Here is an 18,058-nt window from a genome sequence, read left to right as displayed (position 1 = left end):
AGCCAGCTGTTGACTGGTTGCTATGAACAGCAACACCAGAAACACAGCCAACGACTCCCCAACCAGCTCCTTCCCCGGCGGCGCTGACCTCAGCAGCGCAGGCCCCGGCAGTGCTGCAGCGCACCCGGCTCCCTCTGACGCAGTGGCTGATGCCACAGCGACGGGCAGCGCGGCGACGCAGCGCCCGCGACGGCGGATCCGCAACCTGCTGCTCGGCAGCGCTATCGCCGTCACAACCGTCCTCGGCGGTGCCGCCTACTGGGCAGCTGACCGGTATCTTATTCCCGATGTGCAGGTTGCGAACGCGAGCCAGCAGACGGCGGCGAACCAGAGCGTTATCACCCAGAGCAACAACGTCGCCGAGCAGGCGAGCATCACCGTTGAAAAAAAACAACCGCTGACGGCAGCACAACCTACCACGTTGCAACCCTGAATCTCGCCGACATAACCCAGCTTAAATCCGCGTTCGTAAACGACCAGTTCGGGCAAAACATTATCGAGGACACCAGCGCAATCGCCGCCGCCAACAACGCGATTTTTGCGATCAACGGTGACTATTACGGTTTCCGCGACACCGGCATTGTGATCCGTAACGGTGTTGTCTACCGCGACAGCGGTGAGCGTGAGGGGCTTGCGATCTACGCTGACGGATCCGCCAAAATCTATGACGAAACCGAGACAACCGCCGCCGAACTAATCGCCGACGGCGTCTGGCAGACCCTGTCGTTCGGGCCGGCGCTGGTGAGCGACGGCGAAGTGATCGAGGGCATCGACGAGGTGGAAATCGACACCAACTTCGGCAACCACTCCGTGCAGGGCAGCCACCCGCGCACCGCAATCGGCATCGTCGACTCCGACACGATTATTTTTGTCGCCGTTGACGGTCGCTCCAGCACCTCCGACGGAGCAACCATGACAGAGCTTGCCGAGATACTCCGGAACCTCGGGGCGCAAACCGCTTACAACCTCGACGGCGGCGGATCCACAACCATGTACGCAAACGGCGAGGTGGTAAACACCCCGTCAAACCGTGGCGGATCCGAGCGCGGCACAAGCGACATCCTCTATGTCGCAGCAAGCGACGCGACAGTGACGGTCAGCTAATGTATATACTGATTCCGGCATATATGCCCGATGCGCAGCTGCTGCAGCTGGTGCAGGCGCTCAAACAGGTGCGGCCGTCATGGCAAATCGTGGTGGTCGATGACGGATCCGGCACCGACTGCGCTCCGGTGTTCTCCGCCGTTGCCGCTGCTGGCTGCACCGTGCTAACCCACCCGGTAAACCTCGGCAAGGGTGAGGCGCTAAAGACGGGCTTCAAGCACATTCTCACTCTCTCCGGTGAAAGCCCTGGCCGTGCCGCAGCAGCGGTTGTGACCGCTGACGCTGATGGGCAACACGAGGTCTACGATATTTTACGGGTTGCAACAGAAACCCGGGACGGTGACAGTGAGATTGTGCTCGGCGGACGCAGCTTCGGGGCAGACACCCCGCTAAAATCCCGGATCGGAAACGCGGTCGCCAGGGGTGTTTTCGGTTTTGCAACCCAGATGCGTCTGAGCGACACCCAAACCGGTTTGCGCGGGTTTAAACACAGCACGCTTGAGTGGCTGCTACAGCTTAGCGGATCCCGCTACGAGTATGAGCATAATCAGCTGCTCTACGCTGGCCGCCAGGGCTATCGGATTAAAGAGATACCGATCACAACCGTTTGCGAAAACAACAACAGCGGCTCGCACTTTCGGCCGGTGCTTGACTCGCTGCGGGTACTAACCCCGGTGCTTTTGTTTTCAAGCAGCTCACTAATCGGGTTCCTGGTCGACACGGTAACCCTGCACATCTGCTATGCCGCATTTGGCATACTGGCCCCATCGATTGTTTTAGCCAGGGTTGTGAGCGGTGTCACAAACTTCAGTCTCAACCGCGTGATCTTTGGCAAACACCGGCAGCGCAGCGAGCTGGGCGGTCAGGCAAAACGCTATATCGCTCTCGCTATCGCACTCTTGGCGGCTAACTGGCTGCTGCTGGAGCTGCTTGTGACCCTGCTCGATCTGCCGCTGCTTCCCGCAAAGATCGCGGTCGAAGTGGTTTTGTTCCTCGCCAGCTACGCTGCGCAGAGGCGGTTCGTGTTTCAAAACCGGCTCGCTAGTGCACCTGCACCTCGGTCACGGGAAGCGTTGAGTCAGCTCCAAAACTGAGCGTCGAGGGTTCTTTACCAGCCATAATCAGCTGCGCACCGAGCGAGGCAATCATCGCGCCGTTGTCGGTGCAGAGGCTGAATGGCGGGATCCGCAACTCAATGCCCGCGGCCTGGCACCGTTCAGCCGCGAGCTCACGCAGACGCTGGTTGGCAACAACGCCGCCGCCGAGCAGCAGCCTGGGGACACCGCGATCCACACAGGCGTTAACCGCCTTGGTGAGCAGCACATCGCACACCGCCTCACGGAAACTCGCGGCAACGTCAGCGTGCGGCACCTCCTCACCGAGCGCGGTGCGCTTCTCAACCCACCTCGCGACCGAGGTTTTTAGACCCGAGAAGGAGAAATCGTAGCGGTGAGCCGCCATATCACTGCTCTTGCTGAGCCCGCGCGGGAAGCGGATCGCGTTGGGGTCGCCCGCCGCAGCCAGTTTGTCGATGTGCGGCCCGCCCGGATACGGCAGACCGAGCACGCGCGCGACCTTGTCGAACGCCTCACCGGCGGCATCGTCAACGGTTTCGCCCAGCATCTCAACATCGCTGACCAGGTCTCGAACGTGCAGGAGCGAGGTGTGGCCGCCGCTGACGAGCAGCGCGATGGTTGGGAGTTCAAGCGGTTTATCGGCGCTTAACAGTTCGGCGCCGACGTGCCCGACCAGGTGGTTTACCGCGTACAGCGGCACATCAAGCGACAGCGCGAGCCCCTTTGCGGCGGCAACCCCGACCATCAGCGCGCCGGCAAGTCCCGGCCCGCAGGTGACAGCGACCGCGTCAATGTCCTGCAGCGTAATGCCTGCGGTTGAGACGGCCTCGGCGATTGTCCCGTCGAGCGCCTCCAGGTGGGCGCGTGCAGCGACCTCCGGCACAACACCGCCGTATCTGGCGTGCTCCGCCATCGACGAGGCGATAACGTTCGCCAGCAGCTCGGTGCCGCGCACAATCCCCACACCGGTTTCGTCACAGCTGGTTTCGATGCCCAGCACAATCGGCGCCAGCTTCTGGTTCTCTGCTGTTTCTGCTGGCGCTGCCTCTGCTGCCTGCGCTGTCTCTGCTGTCACTCCCTAAGACTCCTCGTTCTCAGACGCCGCAGACTCAGCCGCCCGCAGCGGGTTAGTGGTTTTCGGCGAGCGCAGGTCCGCGCGCATAATCAGCGCATCAACCCCGCTCGGCTGATAGTAGTTTGGCCGGATCGCGATCTCCGCGAACCCGAAAGCACTGTAGAGGCCGATCGCCGCGGGATTATCGGCCCGCACCTCAAGAAACAGCTGTTTCACCCGCTGCCGCTCAGCCTCCGCCAGCAGCGCGACAAACAGTTTCTTACCCCAGCCCCTTCCCCGCTGCTCGGCTGCAACCGCGATCGTCTGCACGTCCGCCTCACTGCCCGCCACGAACAGCCCCGCATAACCGGCAACCTCGCCCGCGATCTCCAGCGTAAAATAGCTGCGGTATGGCGCGGCAAGCTCGCTCGCAACCAGCTGTGGGCTCCAGGCGTCATCCCCAAAAATCAGGGGCTCAAGCCGTGCGATTGCCGCGGTGTCCGCGGGGGTTGTGGGGCGGATCCGCCCACCAAGCCCTGCAGAGCCCAGCACCTCAGCGGGCCGGTCCTGCTGGATCCGCCCACCGCCTGAATCGGGTTTAACGCTGTTAACCATTCTGCTGCCCTGTGTTGCCCTGTCTTGCCCTGTGCTGCCTGTGCCGCTGCCGTTCTGCTGCCCGCCGGTTTAGCGGGGCTGCTGCGGCGCACGCACGTCGGGGTCGCGCAGATAGACCGGCTCGGGTGATTCAAAATCGGTGTTCCAGGCGAGCCTGCTGGCAGCGAGCCTGAGCAGCGCGATACCGCTAACCGCCTCGGGTGTGTGATCGTTGTCGCTCGGCTCGTAACCCTCACGCGCGACCACCCGCGGCCCGTCAACGCACGTCGGCCCCTCATCGGTCACCGGGTTTTCTTCAAGGAAACCACCGAACAGGGCACTAATCGCGGTGCCGATTTTCTCTCCCAGCGACTCCCCCGTCGGCGCGGTTTTCACGTAGTCGGTGACAAACAGTTCGCGTCGTCTAGCGTCCTGCACAATCCTGACGCGGGTCCGTTTGCCCGCCTCGGCAGACCAGAAATACTCGGCGGCGCTTGCCTCGTGGCTGAGAAGCGGCAAAAGCGGGATGTTCTGCCCGGCAGCGAAACCGTGTGCGGCGGCCATGCCGATCCGCAGCCCCGTGAACGAGCCCGGGCCTGTGCCCATCACAACGCCCGTAACATCGGCGGATGTCAGCTCCGCCGCCTCCAGCGCTTTCTCGATTAAATCCCCGATTACCTCCGCGTGCGCGAGTGGATCATCGCTCGCAAACTCCCAGGCACGGTCGCCGTTGCTGACCGCGACGACGGTACCGAGCGAGGTGTCAATCGCGAGCAGTGCCTGCCCGGGAATGCCGAGCGGCACCCTGCCGGTTTTAATGCGGAACTCGCGCTCGGCCGCGTTGTCGTTGTTATCGCCCATCGGGTACCTCACTGTTCTCGGATGCCGCGTGATTGTGTTCTGCGCCACAGGTCTGGTTCTGCCCGCCAGCGGTGGCTGTCTCGCCGCTGTCGCCGACTATCTGCTGCAGCGCCGCCGCCGTCCAGCGGGGGCCTGCCGCGGTAATTTCAACCGTGCGCGGCTCGATCAGCTCCTCGTCCGCGTCCTCATTGGCCTCACCGCCGTGCTCACCCGCGGCATCGCCTGGTACGCCCGGTGCCTTACCGGATCCGCCCGCCGAGCTGCCCTCGCCCGCCGAGCTGCCCTCGCCCGCCGCGATAACCTCATCAGCCCCGGTCGGCCGCGTAATCACGAGCCGCAGATAACTGTCACCGGTTTCGAGCAGGCCGTCACCCCACTCGGCAACAACCGCGGAGTTTGCGAAGTCAATGTCGAGGTCCTCAAGTTCGGCGCTGGTTTCAAGCCGGTAGGCATCAATGTGCACAAGCTTCGGGCCGCCAACCGTGCTCGGGTGGGTGCGGGCGAGCACGAAAGTTGGGCTCGTCACCGGGCCACGCACACCCAGCCCGTCACCAATTCCACGGGTCAGGGTGGTTTTCCCGGCACCGAGCTCACCAGTGAGCAGCACCAGATCTGCCGCGCGCAGCAGCTCGCCGATCCGCCTGCCCAGCTGCCGCATCTCGCTCGGATCAGCGACCGTAATCTTTGCCTCGATAGTCACGCTCTAATTTTAGCGGCATTGACTGGTGAAACAGGGAGCGGATTACCAGGCGGTTGTCGCGATCCGCACCGGGCGCTCACCGAGGCTCGCAACAACCTCGTAGTTGATGGTGCCGAGCCGGTCTGCCCAGTCCTCAACCGGGGGCTCGCCGCGGGCGGGGTCGCCGAACAGCACAACCTCGTCACCAATCTGCACATCGGTTGTGTCGCCGCCGAGGTCGATTATGCACTGGTCCATGCCGATTCTGCCGACAATCTGCCGCCGCCTGCCGCGGATAAGCACGGTTGCGCCGGAGTTGTTGAGCGCGCGCGGCATCCCGTCCGCGTAACCGACCGGCACAAGCCCGAGAATCGTGTCGCTGTGCGCCCGCCAGTTAAAACCGTAAGAAACACCGGTCCCAGCGCTCACCTGCCGCAGCGCAACAATCTCAGACTTCAGCCGCATTGCGGGCCGCAAACCCAGCTGAGCGGAGGTTTTATCGGCGAACGGGCTAAGCCCGTAGCACAGCACCCCGACACGCACGGTGTTGTAGTGCAGCTCCGGGCGGGTGAGGGTCGCAGCCGATGCAGCCACATGCAGCAGTTCGGGATCCAGTCCGTGCTGCTGCGCGAGATAAACCGCCCGATCAAACTCTGCCGCCTGCGAAAAATCCTCGTCCCTGCCGGCGTTCGCGAGGTGCGTGAACATGCCTCGCACCCGCAAAATCCCCTGCCGTTCCAGCTCTGCCGCCAGAGCAAACAGCTGCTCCCACTCGGCGGGCGCAGCCCCGTTGCGGCTTAAACCCGTGTCAAGTTTCAGCTGCACGGTTGCGGGGGCGGATCCAACCTCCCCGCCGTCATCAACCAGCTGTCGCTGTGCCACAGCAACGCTCTCAAGCTGCTCCAGGTGACTGACACCGATCTCGATACGGTGTTTAAGCGCCTCCCGAAAATCTATGCCGCTGCCGTGTAGCCAGCAGAGGATTGGTGCGGCGATACCGCCCTCGCGCAGTTTAATCGCCTCTTCCAGGTCGCTGACGCCGATCTGGGTGGCACCGCCCGCGAGCGCCGCCTCGGCGGCGATCAGCGCGCCGTGCCCGTAACCGTTCGCTTTCACAACCGCGATCAGATTGCCGTGGGTGAGGGCTTTTACGGTCTCAACGTTGTGTTTAATCGCCTCCGTTGAGACCTCCGCGATTCGCATGTTTCCGGTGCGCATCTATCCGCCTCCCTCTGTTCGCTCAGGCAGTTTCGCAGGCTCAGCCCTGGCCGGATCAGCCACCCAGGCCGGTCTCTCAGCGGTCGCCCGAGCCTCCTCGGGCCAGCCCAGTCTCTCAACAGCCGGCCGGATCCCCTCGGCCCCGACCGGCGCTGCGTTCTGTGCTGTAAGATTCTCCAGCACCACAAACGCGATTGCAACATCGCCGTCGTGGCTCAGTGAGAGGTGCGCGGCCTCCACCCGCAATGCCGCAAAAACCCGCTGCAGCTGGGGTGTTTGTTTGAAGCTTGGGGGTTTGCCGGATCCGCCAAGGATCTCAATATCGTGCCACCCGAGCGAGAGACCCGCGACCGTGCTGCCGCCGAGCGCTTTGATTAGCGTCTCTTTTGCGGCGAAACGCGCGGCGAGCGAAGCCGGTTTCAGCCCCTGCTCGGCGGGGGTGAAGAGCCGCGGCAGCAGTCTCGGGGCGCGGCACAGCTGTGCGGTGAACCGTGTCACAGCGACGGTGTCGACTCCGATTCCGGTGATCACCAGCTACCCCGCTACCCTAGCTCTCTGCCCAACCATCGCGATCCGCCAACCCAGAGTGCTCTAGCCTGCTTTGGCGGTTCAGTCTCGCCTATTCGACGGTTACCGACTTTGCGAGGTTGCGTGGCTGATCCACGTCAAGGCCCTTCGCCTGGCACAGCTCCAGCGCAAACCACTGCAGCGGAATAACCTGCAGCAGCGGCTCAAACATTGGGTCTGCGAGCGGCAGGCGGATCACGTCATCGCTGTACGGCAGCGTCGCTGTGTCGCCCTTCTCAACGATCGAGATAACGCGAGCACCGCGCGCGCGAATCTCCTGAATATTTGACACAACCTTCGAGTGCATAACCGGCGAGGTGCGCGGGCTTGGCACGAGCACGAACACCGGCTGACCGTGGTCGATGAGCGCGATCGGGCCGTGCTTCAACTCACCGGCGGCAAAGCCCTCAGCATGGATGTAGGTGATCTCTTTCAGCTTTAGCGCACCCTCTAGCGCGACCGGGAAGCCAACGTGGCGGCCCAGGAACAGCACCGAGCGGGTGTCGCTCATCCACTTTGCAAGCTGGGTAATATCGTCGTGGGTTGCAACCGCCTCGCTAACCTTCTCCGGCAGGGTCTCCAACTGCGCGATTGCGCGTTTTGCGGCCTCGCTGTCGAGGGATCCGCGCACACGACCGAGGTGCAGGCCAAACAGCTGCAGCGCAACAACCTGCGCGAGGAACGCCTTGGTTGAGGCAACAGACACCTCAGGGCCAGCGTGGGTGTAGATCGCAGCGTCGGACTCGCGCGGAATTGTCGCACTCTGGGTGTTGCAGACGCTGATGGTTTTAGCGCCGCGCTCTTTCGCGTACTTCACCGCCATCATGGTGTCCATGGTCTCGCCGGACTGGCTGATCGAAATCACCAGAGTCTGCTCGGAGACGATCGGATTGCGGTAGCGGAACTCGTGGCTCAGCTCAATCTCAACCGGGATTCTCGCCCACTCCTCAATCGCGTAGCGCCCAATCATGCCGGCGTATGCGGCGGTACCACAGGCGATTACCACGATCCGCTCAATGCCCTGCAGGAACTCGTCACCGAGCTCGCTCAGCTCCGGGATCACAACACCCTCGGGGGTAATGCGGCCGCGGATCGTGTTAGCCACCGCCTCCGGCTGCTCGCTGATCTCCTTCGCCATGAATGATGGCCAACCGCCCTTGTCGGCGGCTGCCGGATCCCACGCGATCTCAAACTCTTCAAACGGCAGCGGATTACCCGCAAAGTCTGTGACGCGCACCTCATCGGCGGTGATCACCGCGATGTTGTCGTCGTCAATCGCAACCGCGCGACGGGTGTACTCAACAAACGCCGCAATGTCTGACCCGAGGAAGTTCTCGCCGTCACCGATACCGACAACGAGCGGCGAGTGGTGCCGCGCGCTAACCACCTTGCCTGGCTCATCAGCGGATGTTGCCAGCAGTGTGAAGGTGCCCTCCAGCTGCGTAACCACGGTGCGGAACGCCGCCTCCAAATCGCCCTGCTTCTTAACCTCACTGCCGAGCAACACAGCCACAACCTCGGTGTCGGTTTCGCTCTTGAAGCTCGCCTCACCGAGTTGCTCACGCAGCTGCGCAAAGTTCTCAATAATGCCGTTGTGGATCAGCGCTACCCGCCCATCCTCGCTGAGATGCGGGTGCGCATTCTCATCGGTTGGACCTCCGTGGGTCGCCCAGCGGGTGTGCCCGATGCCGGTTGTTCCGGGGTGGATCGGGTCATCCTCAAGCAGCTGCGCCAACCGAGCTAGTTTGCCGGAGCGTTTACGGACGTCAACCTCGCCAGCCGCGGTAGTTACGGCGATACCGGCGGAGTCATACCCGCGGTATTCCAGTCTTGCAAGACCCGCGAGCAGCACGTCTTTAGTCTTTGTATCTCCAACATATCCAACAATTCCACACATATCACCTAGTTTAGTGGCAAACTCTTAAGTAATGACTGAATCGACACATGAAACACCGAAACAAATAGCGGAGGCGATTTCTCCATTCACTGTTATCTATCGCAGTGAGTGGGCACAGCTCGCGGACGGTATGCGCGCCCCCCTGACGGAGAGCGAGATTGCACACTTTCGTGGGATTAATGATCCGCTCGATTTAAGCGAGGTTGAGGAGGTGTATGTGCCGCTCAGCCGCCTGATTAACCAGTACGCTATTGCGGCGCGCGAGATGCACAACCGCACCCGCACTTTCCTCGGCCACACCGAGGCCGAAAAAACCCCGTTTGTTATCGGTATCGCCGGTTCTGTTGCGGTTGGCAAGTCGACCGTAGCGAGGGTTTTGCGTGACCTCCTCGCACGCTGGCCAGAGACCCCGAAGGTTGATCTTGTCACAACCGACGGCTTCCTCTACTCCAACGCCGAACTGGAGAAGCGTGGCATTGCGGATCGCAAGGGCTTCCCAGAATCGTACAACCGTCGCGCGCTGCTGCGTTTTGTGTCACAGGTGAAGGCGGGTGTCCCCGAGGTGAAGGCACCCGTCTACAGCCACCTGCACTACGATATTCTGCCCGGAGAGTTTGTCACTATCCAGCAGCCGGACATCCTAATCGTTGAGGGCATCAACGTGCTGCAGCCGCCGAGCATTAAACACCCGCTCGCGGTCAGCGACCTGTTCGATTTCTCAATCTATGTGGACGCCCGCACAAACGATATCCATACCTGGTTCCTGGAGCGTTTCCTGCGGCTCCGCCAGGGAGCGTTCAGCGACCCCGACTCGTACTTCAAAGACTTCGCGAAACTCGACGAGGAAACCGCGATTAAAACCGCGAACGAGTTCTGGTATGCCATTAACGAGCCTAACATTCTGCAAAACATCAAACCCACCAGGGCACGCGCCTCACTGATCCTCCGCAAAGAGGCGGATCACCGCGTCCAAAAGGTTTTCTTGCGCAAGCTCTAACCCCCTTAACTAGCAATCCTGACCAGCTATAAAGCCCTAAGGTAGGTAGAGGTTAGCGTTAGATAGCTAGGCGGCTAGAGACAACCGCCGCGAGATCGTTGGCAAGCTCCTCAGCCTGCTGTGGCTCTGCTGCCTCAACCATGATTCTGACCACTGGCTCGGTTCCGCTCGGACGCAAGAGCACCCGGCCGTTGCCGCCCAGCGCGAGCTCCGCCTGGTGCACAGCCTGTTCAACAACCTCGTCACTGTGGACGCGGCTGCGGTCAACATCGGTGACGTTCACGAGCACCTGCGGGTAAACACGCATGCACTCGCTCAGTTCGGCGAGCGATTTACCGCTGCGAACAACCTCAGCGGCAATGTGCAAACCGGTGAGGATACCGTCACCGGTTGTTGCGTAATCGCTCATAATCACGTGGCCGGACTGCTCACCGCCGAGCGAGTAGGAACCGGCGTTTAGCGCCTCCAGCACGTAGCGATCACCGACCGCTGTTTCAACAACGTCGATGCCCTGGTCCGCCATCGCAAGCTTCAAACCGAGGTTGCTCATGACGGTTGCGACGAGTGTGTGCTTGTCGAGTTTGCCGCGGTTTTGCATTGACAGCGCGAGGATCGCCATAATTTTATCCCCGTCAACAATGCTACCGTTGCTGTCAACGGCGAGGCAGCGATCCGCGTCACCGTCGTGGGCGATTCCGAGGTCAGCGCCGTGCTCAACAACCGCCCGCTGCAGCGGACCCAGGTGGGTTGAACCGATGCCGTCGTTAATGTTGAATCCGTCAGGGTCGTTACCGATAACCGTAACCTTTGCCCCCGCGTCACTGAACGCGTCGGGTGAGATGCCCGCGGCTGCGCCGTGCGCACAGTCGAGAACAACGTGCAGGCCCTTCAGGCTCTGACCCTCGAGTGTGCCGAGCAGGTGCACCAGGTACCGATCCTCCGCGTCGGAGAAGCGACGGATCCGCCCCACCTCACGACCGGTGGTGCCCGCCAGTGGCCGCTGCATTGCGGCCTCGATCTCGTCCTGGATGTCGTCCTGTAGTTTTTTTCCGCCGGCGGCAAAGAACTTAATGCCGTTGTCCGCTGCCGGGTTGTGTGATGCGCTGATCATCACACCGAAGTCTGATTTTGTGTCGGCGACCAAATACGCCGCTGCGGGGGTGGGAAGAACGCCCGCGTCTAACACGTCAACGCCCGCGCTCGCGAGCCCTGCACTAACGGCCGCTGCAATAAACTCGCCAGAGATTCGAGGATCCCTCGCAACAACAGCCGTGGCCCTGCGGCTTCCGCCCCGAGCATCGCGCCCGAGAACGAAAGCCGCAGCCTTGGCGAGGTTCAAGGCCAGCTCAGCGGTAACATCTACCCCGGCTAGACCCCGAACCCCGTCCGTGCCAAACAGGCGTGCCATAGTATTGTGTCTCTCCGCCGATTAACGCTTTGAGTACTGTGGTGCCTTGCGAGCCTTTTTCAGACCAGCCTTCTTACGCTCTTTAATACGAGCGTCGCGGCTGAGGAACCCTGCCTTCTTGAGGGTTGGGCGGTTGTGCTCTGCGTCGATCTCGTTGAGTGCACGAGCGATCGCGAGACGCAGCGCGCCAGCCTGACCTGATGGGCCACCGCCGTCGATGCGAGCGGTCACATCGTATGCGCCACCGAGCTCAAGCACGGTGAACGGATCGGTGATCAGCTGCTGGTGCAGCTTGTTTGGGAAGTAGTCTGCAAACTCACGACCGTTAACGGTGATGGTGCCATTGCCCGGTACGAGACGCACGCGCGCAACAGCCTGCTTGCGACGACCCACGGCTGCTCCCGGAACGGTGAGCGCTGCGCGTGGTGCTGAGCTCTGCTGAGCAGCAGCTGGTGTTTCGGTTGTGTAGCTCTCTACTGCTACATTCTCTTCGGTCACTTTAAGTCCTTACTCTGCTTACCGGGGCCGTTACTGTGCGACCTGATCGATTTTGTAAACGGTTGGCTGCTGTGCAGCGTGTGGGTGCTCAGCACCTGCGTAAACCTTGAGCTTACGGAACTGGTCGCGACCAAGTGAGTTCTTTGGCAGCATACCGCGGATCGCCTTCTCAACTGCGCGCTCTGGGTTCTTCTCAAGCAGCTCAGTGTAGCTGGTTGCACGCAGGCCACCTGGGTAACCTGAGTGGCGGTAAGCAAGCTTCTTGGCTGCCTTACCGTTGGTAAGCACAACCTTGTCTGCGTTGATAATGATTACGTGGTCACCCATGTCCATGTGAGGGGCAAAGGTGGTTTTGTGCTTGCCGCGGAGCAGAGCTGCGGCCTGTGCTGCAAGCCGACCAAGCACAACATCGGTGGCGTCGATAACGAGCCAGTCATGCTGCTGGTCAGCTGCCTTCGGTGAGTATGTACGAGTCACTCTAGTGCTGCTTTCTGTCGAAATGGAGTCGTTCGTGGATCCCGCTCCGTGCCGCTTCGCTAAGCGCTGGCGACTGTGGAGGGCTCACATTCGGGTGCGCGTCTGATGCGCACCAAATATCTAATCTACCACAGAATCTGCGGACACAACAATCGCGCCGGGGCTTCCCCGTCTACTCTGCGCTGAAGCTGCACTCACCGCCGAGATAGGTTGCGAGCACCCGCAGCTCGGCAATATTTTCGGCGGTCAGCGGGGATCCGCTCAAAACCACGAAGTCTGCGTTGCAGCCGCGCCGCAGGGTGCCGCGCTGATCAGCAACCCCGTTCGCCCTGGCGGCCCAGCAGGTGTAGCTGCGCAGCGCATCAAGCGGGCTCAGCGCCTCGGCGGGTGCGAGCTTCGCGCCGCTCTCGGTGCGGCGGTCAACGGCGGACTGCATCGCCCGCAGAATGTTGTTGTCGGCAACCGGCAGGTCACTTGACCCAGCCAAAATTGCGCCCGCGTCGACGATGCTCTGCCCCCGATAGATCCACGACTGCCGTTCGGGCCCGAGCTTCGCCATAAACTGGTCCCCGAGCGGACCAATAAACCCGGCCTGCGGTGTCACCGCAATCCCGAGCTGGGCGGCGAGCGCAACCTGATCGGGTCGGGCAATCCCGAAGTGTTCGATCCGGTTCGGCGCCGCCTGTTTACCGTAGTCTGTTTGGCACTGCGCGATCAGCTCCAGCGCCAGATCAATTGCGGCGTCCCCGATCGCGTGCAAGGCGACCGGCCAGCCACCGCGGTAGACAGCACGGACCGCCTCGCGGTAGTTTTCCGGGGTGTCAAGCAGGTACCCCGCCCTAACCCCCGCTGTTTGGGGGTGGGTGGATCCGCCAGAGCCCTGGTGCTTCGTATGGTGCTGGCAATACTCCGCTGTTACCGCGGCGGTCTCGCCGAGCAGTGAGCCGTCCATAAACGCTTTTACGTGCCCGAGCCGCACCGTCTCGGTGCCGAACCCGAAGCCGATGCCGAGGCCGACGCCGAGGCCGGATCCCTCGCCACAAAAATCCTGGTCTGCACCGCGCAGCTGTTCGAGCGAGTCGATCGCTGGCATCACAATCGCTCGCGCTTTCAGCCTCGCCGTGTTTGCTGCCCGCAGATAGGCGGCAACCTCGATCGGACTGTGGCCGATCCACCCGCCGCCAACACCCGCCTCAACGAAACTGGTTATGCCTCGCGCCGCAAACCGCGCGGTTGCGCTCTCCAGCGCCGCCGTTATCTCACTGGTTGGGTACGGCAGCAGCATTGCCTGCAGTAGTCCCTGCGCTGACTCCTCAACCAGCCCGGTCGGGTTGCCGTCACCGTCTCGCACTATCCAGCCACCGACCGGGTCTACAAAACCGGGATCTAGTGCGCCGAGCCGTTGCAGCGTCGCGGTGTTGGTGATTGCCGCGTGCCCGGAGGTGTGACGCAGATACAGCCGCCGCTGACCGGTGATTTTGTCGAGCACACCGATGTCGGGGAAGGATCCGCCGTGATGCTTCTGATTAAATCCGGTGCCGTGGATCCACACCTCGCCGCTGTCAGGGAGCTGCGCTGCCGCTTCAGCGATCATGTCGTAGAGCTTGGTGAGGCCGCGAGCGGTGTCCAGCTGGATCGCGTTTAGACCGAGCCCCCACCAGGTTGCGTGGCAGTGCGAGTCGATGAAACCGGGCGTGATAACGGCGTCACCAAAGTCGAGCTCCTGCGCCGCGGGCAGCTGCGTAACATCCTCGTCAAAGCCGACGATTTTTCCCGCAAACACTCCCATCACGGAGGCGCTCTGCCGCTCACTGTCGAGGGTTATGATCTCTTTTGCGTAAACCAACAGATCCAACACGGCTAAACTCCCTAGTGTTTAAAGCCGGGCAGTTTCACACTCAGCCGCGGTGAGATGAGCGCTGATGCGGCGGTAAACAGTGACAGGAAAACCAGCATTGCGGCCGCCGGCCACCAGTGGTTTGCTGCCGAAGCGACGAAACCCGTTGCCATCAACGGGATAAACCCGGAAACCATGCCCGCAATGTTTTGTGCGAGCCCAACACCGGTGTAGCGGGTGCGTGCCGGGAATAGTCCGGTGAGCACGGTTCCAGAAACCGCGTATGGCACTGACAGTGCGGCAACCGCGATGGTCATACCGGCGACAACGAACAACGGGTTTGCTGACTCGATGAGCAGGAAGCAGGGGTAAGCGAGCAGCGCCGAAACAATGCCTCCCCAGAGGATAATCCGTGAGGCACCATATTTCGCGCCCGCGTATCCGGCGATCACCAAAACCGGGATCTCAACAACCGCCGCGACTATACCGCCGAGCAGCATCAGTTCCCTGCTGTACTCGAGTGTGTTAACGCCGTACCAGACAACAAAAGCGGTCACCAGGTAGAAGCCGCCGATGCCGAGCAGACCCGCGGCCATTCCGATAATAATGTGCTTCCAGTAGCCGGTGACGGTCGCCAGGATCGGACTTTTCTCGGTTGCTCCCTGCTGCTGCAGCTCCTCAAACACCGGTGACTCATCCAGCTTCGACCTGATGTAGAGAGCGATCAGCAGCATCGGGATCGCGATCAGGAACGGGATCCGCCAGCCCCAGGCATCGAAGCTGTCTTTGGTGAGCCAGAGACTCAGCAGAAAGAAGCCACCTGACGAGAGGATTGTGCCGATTGGGGAGCCTATTTGTGGGATGGCCGCGTAAATGGAGCGGCGGTGGAGCGGCGCGTTCTCAACCACAATCGTCATCGCACCCGACCATTCACCGCCGACGAACAGCCCCTGTGCGATACGCAAAAGCACCAGCAGAATCGGTGCCGCGATGCCTATCGCCGCGTAGGTTGGCAGCAGGCCGATCATGCCGGTGACAGCGCCGATTCCGACGATTGTGATCATCAGGGTTTTCCGGCGACCGATTTTATCGCCGAGGTGACCGAAGATTAGGCCACCGATTGGTCTTGCCGCGAGTCCAACACCGAATGTTGCAAACGAGGCAAGCGCTGCAGCGGTGGCGTTTTCGCTAGCGAAGAACTGAACATTAAAAACAATCGCCGCGGCGGCACTAAACAGGAAGAAGTCGTACCACTCCATAGCGGTTCCGATGAGGGCGCCGACCGCGACCCGGTTTGCGTCTGCCGTGCTGAGTTTCTGCGTTGTGCCGTACTCGATTGCATAGGTTGAGGTTGATTCTGACATTATCCACTCCGATCACAGGATTCAGTACCTTGTGATACAGAATGGCACGGTTTCAAGGCTCGCGCGTTGGGTATTTTCAACCAGTTTCGCGGGCGACACAGTGCATTTGCACAGTTCCGCTGCTGGCTTATCGCAGGCCGCAGCAGCTGACTTCACGGTTGCCCGCAGCCGTCAGAGTCTTCACCACCCAACCTCACTCCGCTATGGGCAGGTGACGATCAGCTCAAACGGCACGGTCAGCGAGTTTATTGCCTTAAGCGGATCACTTGTGTCTATCGCGGTTGTCGCTCCCTCGCCAAAGATGCGATAGGTTTTACCGTTAACCTCAACCTGGGCTTTGCCCACACCACCTGACTCCTTAAACGCCACATTATTACTGAAGTCAGCCGTTGCAATCCCCACGGATTCAACCTTACCGCCCTTTAGCACCGCACCAATGCCGCCGGGCAAAAAGGAACCGCCGTCTTTACCAACAATCCCGATGTTAATCTGCTCACCTGACACCGCACAGGTCACAACTGCGTCACCCAACTCAACGGTTTTACCGTCAACGGTCGCGCTTGCGGATCCACCAACCTTCACAGTATCTTCAACCACGTTTTTAGCGTCCGCGAGCGCCTTGTCTGCGCTCGCATCACCCTCGGCCGAGAGATCTTGCGCGGCATCAACGAAAGCGTCGTTCACAATGTCGTCAACACCCACACAGCCGGTCAACGTCACCGCCGCACCGCAGACAAGCACCGCAATAAAAGCTTTGGGTTTAGCAAGGTTGATGTTCATGCTTCTATTCTAGTTGATATAACCCTGACGGGCACTAAAAACCAGCGATTACCCTGGCAGGTTGTTTAAACTGCTTCGCGTCTCGCCCGGGTCTGCTGCGCCCGTGCAGCCAATTCCTTGTCCGGCGGATACGCGATCTCTTCCAGGCTCAACCCCAATGCCGGCATCACCGCAAACCGCGTGGAACGCTCTCGCAGGTCTGCCAGCTCCGCCAGCTCTGCTGGGCGGATCCGCCCCGTCGCCGCCGCAACCGCCCCACCAACCAGCGCCCTCACCATGCTGTGGCAGAATGCGTCCGCCTTAATCCTGGCAACACAGGTGCCGTCAGCCAGTTCACGCCACTCGAAATGGGTGAGGTTTCGCACAGCGGTTGCCCCCTCCCTGGCTTTACAAAAGGTTGTGAAATCTCTCAGCCCAGTCAGCTCACCGCTCACCTGCTGCAGCACCGTAAAATCAATCGGCCGCTTCACCTGCGCGGTATAAAAACGTTGCAGCGGGTCAATATAGCCGTGCTTTAGGCGGTACTCATATCGGCGGTGGATCGCGCCAAATCGGGCATCAAATTCCTGTGGCGCCGGAGTTACCGCCGACACCGCCACATCGTTTGCTCCCGCACGGTGTAGAACCCCGTTTATTTTGCGGGCGCGGGCATAGGCAAGCTCCGCCTCGCTGCCCGCTGCTCGTCCAAGCAGTTTCGCATACTCTTCACCGGTCACATCAAAGTGCGCAACCTGACCGCGTGCGTGCACACCGGCGTCGGTGCGGCCGCCAACGGTTAGCCTGGTTGTTCCCGCCGGGCGCCGCAGCAGGGTGTCAATTGCCGCCTGCAGCTCCGTCTGCACCGTCCGCAAACCAGGCTGTTCAGCCCAGCCGTGAAAGGCGGTGCCGTCATAGCCGAGCACGAGTTTTAAGCGCTGTGAGTCCATAGGTTTCTATCCTAGCGAAGTGCTTATTAGCCGCACCCGGTTTTCGCTGGGTTTCCCCCAGCTAGTGCGGTCAGCTACTGCTTCTGCCAGTGTTTAGACAGCAGCGTTTCCCGCAAATGAATGTAGCCCCGGCGATTACGCCGGGGCTACATCAGGGTAAAGTTACTTACGAGCGCTGACTACTCAGCCTTCTCCTCAGCAGCTTCCTCAGCTGGTGCTTCCTCAGCAGCAGCATCTTCAGTCACCTCTTCTGCTGGAGCTTCCTCAGCTGGAGTTTCCTCAGCAGCTGGCTCCTCAGCAGCAACCTCTTCCGCAGCTGGCTTTGCGGCACGCTGCTTCTTGGTAACTGGCTCGAGTACGAGCTCGATTACCGCCATTGGTGCGTTGTCGCCCTTGCGGAAACCGGTTTTGATGATGCGGGTGTAGCCGCCCTCGCGCTCCTCTACTAGTGGTGCGATCTCGGTGAAGAGCTCGTGCACTACTGACTTGTCGAGGATCTGGCGCATTACGCGACGGCGAGCGTGCAGGTCACCGCGCTTTGCGAAGGTTACCAGGCGCTCAGCCACCGGCTGCAGACGCTTTGCTTTGGTCTCGGTTGTCTGGATCCGCTTGTGCTCGAAGAGCTGCGCAGCCATCTGGTTGAGCATCAGACGCTCGTGGGTTGGGCCACCTCCGAGGCGTGGGCCTTTGTTTGGTCTTGGCATTTTGTGTTACTCCAAAA

The 18,058-nt window shown here is 61.1% G+C and carries 19 protein-coding genes; 4 read left to right on the top strand and 15 right to left on the bottom strand.

Features of this window, described 5'->3' with window-relative positions:
* Window positions 1-22 precede the first annotated feature (22 nt).
* The 3 genes from EII30_RS09135 to EII30_RS01380 all read left to right on the top strand — a co-directional run bounded on the left by EII30_RS09135 (window position 23) and on the right by EII30_RS01380 (window position 2,198).
* Window positions 23-433 carry a hypothetical protein gene (locus EII30_RS09135; RefSeq protein WP_370266825.1) on the top strand — a complete coding sequence of 137 codons (411 nt, stop codon included), beginning with the start codon at window positions 23-25 and terminating at the stop codon, window positions 431-433.
* 149 nt (window positions 434-582) lie between these two features.
* Window positions 583-1,104, top strand: a complete 522-nt coding sequence (locus tag EII30_RS09130; RefSeq protein ID WP_370266823.1) for a phosphodiester glycosidase family protein — start codon at window positions 583-585, stop codon at window positions 1,102-1,104.
* Window positions 1,104-2,198, top strand: a complete 1,095-nt coding sequence (locus EII30_RS01380) for a GtrA family protein (protein WP_124885544.1) — start codon at window positions 1,104-1,106, stop codon at window positions 2,196-2,198. Before EII30_RS09130 ends, EII30_RS01380 begins: the two co-directional genes overlap by 1 nt.
* Here EII30_RS01380 and tsaD read toward each other — a convergent pair.
* From tsaD to glmS, 7 genes are all read right to left on the bottom strand, one after another.
* Window positions 2,146-3,192, bottom strand: coding sequence for a tRNA (adenosine(37)-N6)-threonylcarbamoyltransferase complex transferase subunit TsaD (tsaD, locus tag EII30_RS01375; RefSeq protein ID WP_124885700.1), 1,047 nt, complete (start codon window positions 3,190-3,192; stop codon window positions 2,146-2,148). The genes EII30_RS01380 and tsaD overlap by 53 nt on opposite strands.
* Before the next feature lie 66 nt (window positions 3,193-3,258).
* A complete protein-coding gene (rimI, locus tag EII30_RS01370; protein WP_124885543.1) occupies window positions 3,259-3,849 on the bottom strand; it encodes a ribosomal protein S18-alanine N-acetyltransferase in 591 nt (196 codons plus the stop codon).
* Window positions 3,850-3,918: 69 nt separating this feature from the next.
* Window positions 3,919-4,689, bottom strand: coding sequence for a tRNA (adenosine(37)-N6)-threonylcarbamoyltransferase complex dimerization subunit type 1 TsaB (gene tsaB / locus EII30_RS01365; RefSeq protein WP_124885542.1), 771 nt, complete (start codon window positions 4,687-4,689; stop codon window positions 3,919-3,921).
* Window positions 4,679-5,389: a tRNA (adenosine(37)-N6)-threonylcarbamoyltransferase complex ATPase subunit type 1 TsaE gene (gene tsaE / locus EII30_RS09125; RefSeq protein ID WP_370266819.1), complete on the bottom strand. Its 711-nt coding sequence runs from the start codon at window positions 5,387-5,389 to the stop codon at window positions 4,679-4,681. The genes tsaB and tsaE overlap by 11 nt, the downstream gene beginning before the upstream one ends.
* A 42-nt stretch (window positions 5,390-5,431) precedes the next feature.
* A complete protein-coding gene (alr, locus tag EII30_RS01355; RefSeq protein WP_233569230.1) occupies window positions 5,432-6,586 on the bottom strand; it encodes an alanine racemase in 1,155 nt (384 codons plus the stop codon).
* Complete coding sequence (locus tag EII30_RS01350) at window positions 6,587-7,117, bottom strand: holo-ACP synthase (protein ID WP_124885541.1); 531 nt, start codon at window positions 7,115-7,117, stop codon at window positions 6,587-6,589. It lies immediately after the preceding gene.
* Between the two features lie 88 nt (window positions 7,118-7,205).
* Window positions 7,206-9,050 carry a glutamine--fructose-6-phosphate transaminase (isomerizing) gene (gene glmS / locus EII30_RS01345; RefSeq protein ID WP_124885540.1) on the bottom strand — a complete coding sequence of 615 codons (1,845 nt, stop codon included), beginning with the start codon at window positions 9,048-9,050 and terminating at the stop codon, window positions 7,206-7,208.
* 31 nt (window positions 9,051-9,081) lie between these two features.
* On the opposite strand from glmS, the gene coaA reads away from it, so the two are divergent.
* Entirely contained in the window at window positions 9,082-10,047 is a 966-nt protein-coding gene (coaA, locus tag EII30_RS01340; protein WP_124885539.1) for a type I pantothenate kinase, read from the top strand.
* Between the two features lie 58 nt (window positions 10,048-10,105).
* Here coaA and glmM read toward each other — a convergent pair whose 3' ends face one another.
* From glmM to rplQ, 8 genes are all read right to left on the bottom strand, one after another.
* Entirely contained in the window at window positions 10,106-11,455 is a 1,350-nt protein-coding gene (gene glmM / locus EII30_RS01335; protein WP_124885538.1) for a phosphoglucosamine mutase, read from the bottom strand.
* Between the two features lie 21 nt (window positions 11,456-11,476).
* The gene (gene rpsI, locus EII30_RS01330; RefSeq protein ID WP_124885537.1) at window positions 11,477-11,953 is read right to left on the bottom strand and encodes a 30S ribosomal protein S9; all 477 of its coding nucleotides are present in this window, start codon (window positions 11,951-11,953) and stop codon (window positions 11,477-11,479) included.
* A 30-nt stretch (window positions 11,954-11,983) separates the two neighbouring features.
* Window positions 11,984-12,430, bottom strand: a complete 447-nt coding sequence (gene rplM, locus EII30_RS01325) for a 50S ribosomal protein L13 (RefSeq protein WP_124885536.1) — start codon at window positions 12,428-12,430, stop codon at window positions 11,984-11,986.
* Window positions 12,431-12,602: 172 nt separating this feature from the next.
* The gene (locus EII30_RS01320) at window positions 12,603-14,288 is read right to left on the bottom strand and encodes an amidohydrolase (protein WP_233569229.1); all 1,686 of its coding nucleotides are present in this window, start codon (window positions 14,286-14,288) and stop codon (window positions 12,603-12,605) included.
* A gap of 11 nt (window positions 14,289-14,299) precedes the next feature.
* On the bottom strand, window positions 14,300-15,631 hold the full coding sequence (locus EII30_RS01315) for an MFS transporter (protein WP_124885535.1): 1,332 nt from the start codon (window positions 15,629-15,631) through the stop codon (window positions 14,300-14,302).
* A gap of 201 nt (window positions 15,632-15,832) precedes the next feature.
* Window positions 15,833-16,411, bottom strand: a complete 579-nt coding sequence (locus tag EII30_RS01310; protein WP_124885534.1) for a lipoprotein LpqH — start codon at window positions 16,409-16,411, stop codon at window positions 15,833-15,835.
* 65 nt (window positions 16,412-16,476) lie between these two features.
* Window positions 16,477-17,337, bottom strand: a complete 861-nt coding sequence (locus EII30_RS01305) for a tRNA pseudouridine(38-40) synthase TruA (protein ID WP_124885533.1) — start codon at window positions 17,335-17,337, stop codon at window positions 16,477-16,479.
* 179 nt (window positions 17,338-17,516) lie between these two features.
* Window positions 17,517-18,041: a 50S ribosomal protein L17 gene (gene rplQ / locus EII30_RS01300; RefSeq protein ID WP_124885532.1), complete on the bottom strand. Its 525-nt coding sequence runs from the start codon at window positions 18,039-18,041 to the stop codon at window positions 17,517-17,519.
* Window positions 18,042-18,058: the final 17 nt, after the last annotated feature.

The organism is Leucobacter sp. OH1287, from assembly GCF_003859945.1.
GTDB lineage: Bacteria > Actinomycetota > Actinomycetes > Actinomycetales > Microbacteriaceae > Canibacter.
Note: the sequence above shows the minus strand (reverse complement) of the source record. Positions and strands in the feature narration are given on the sequence as shown.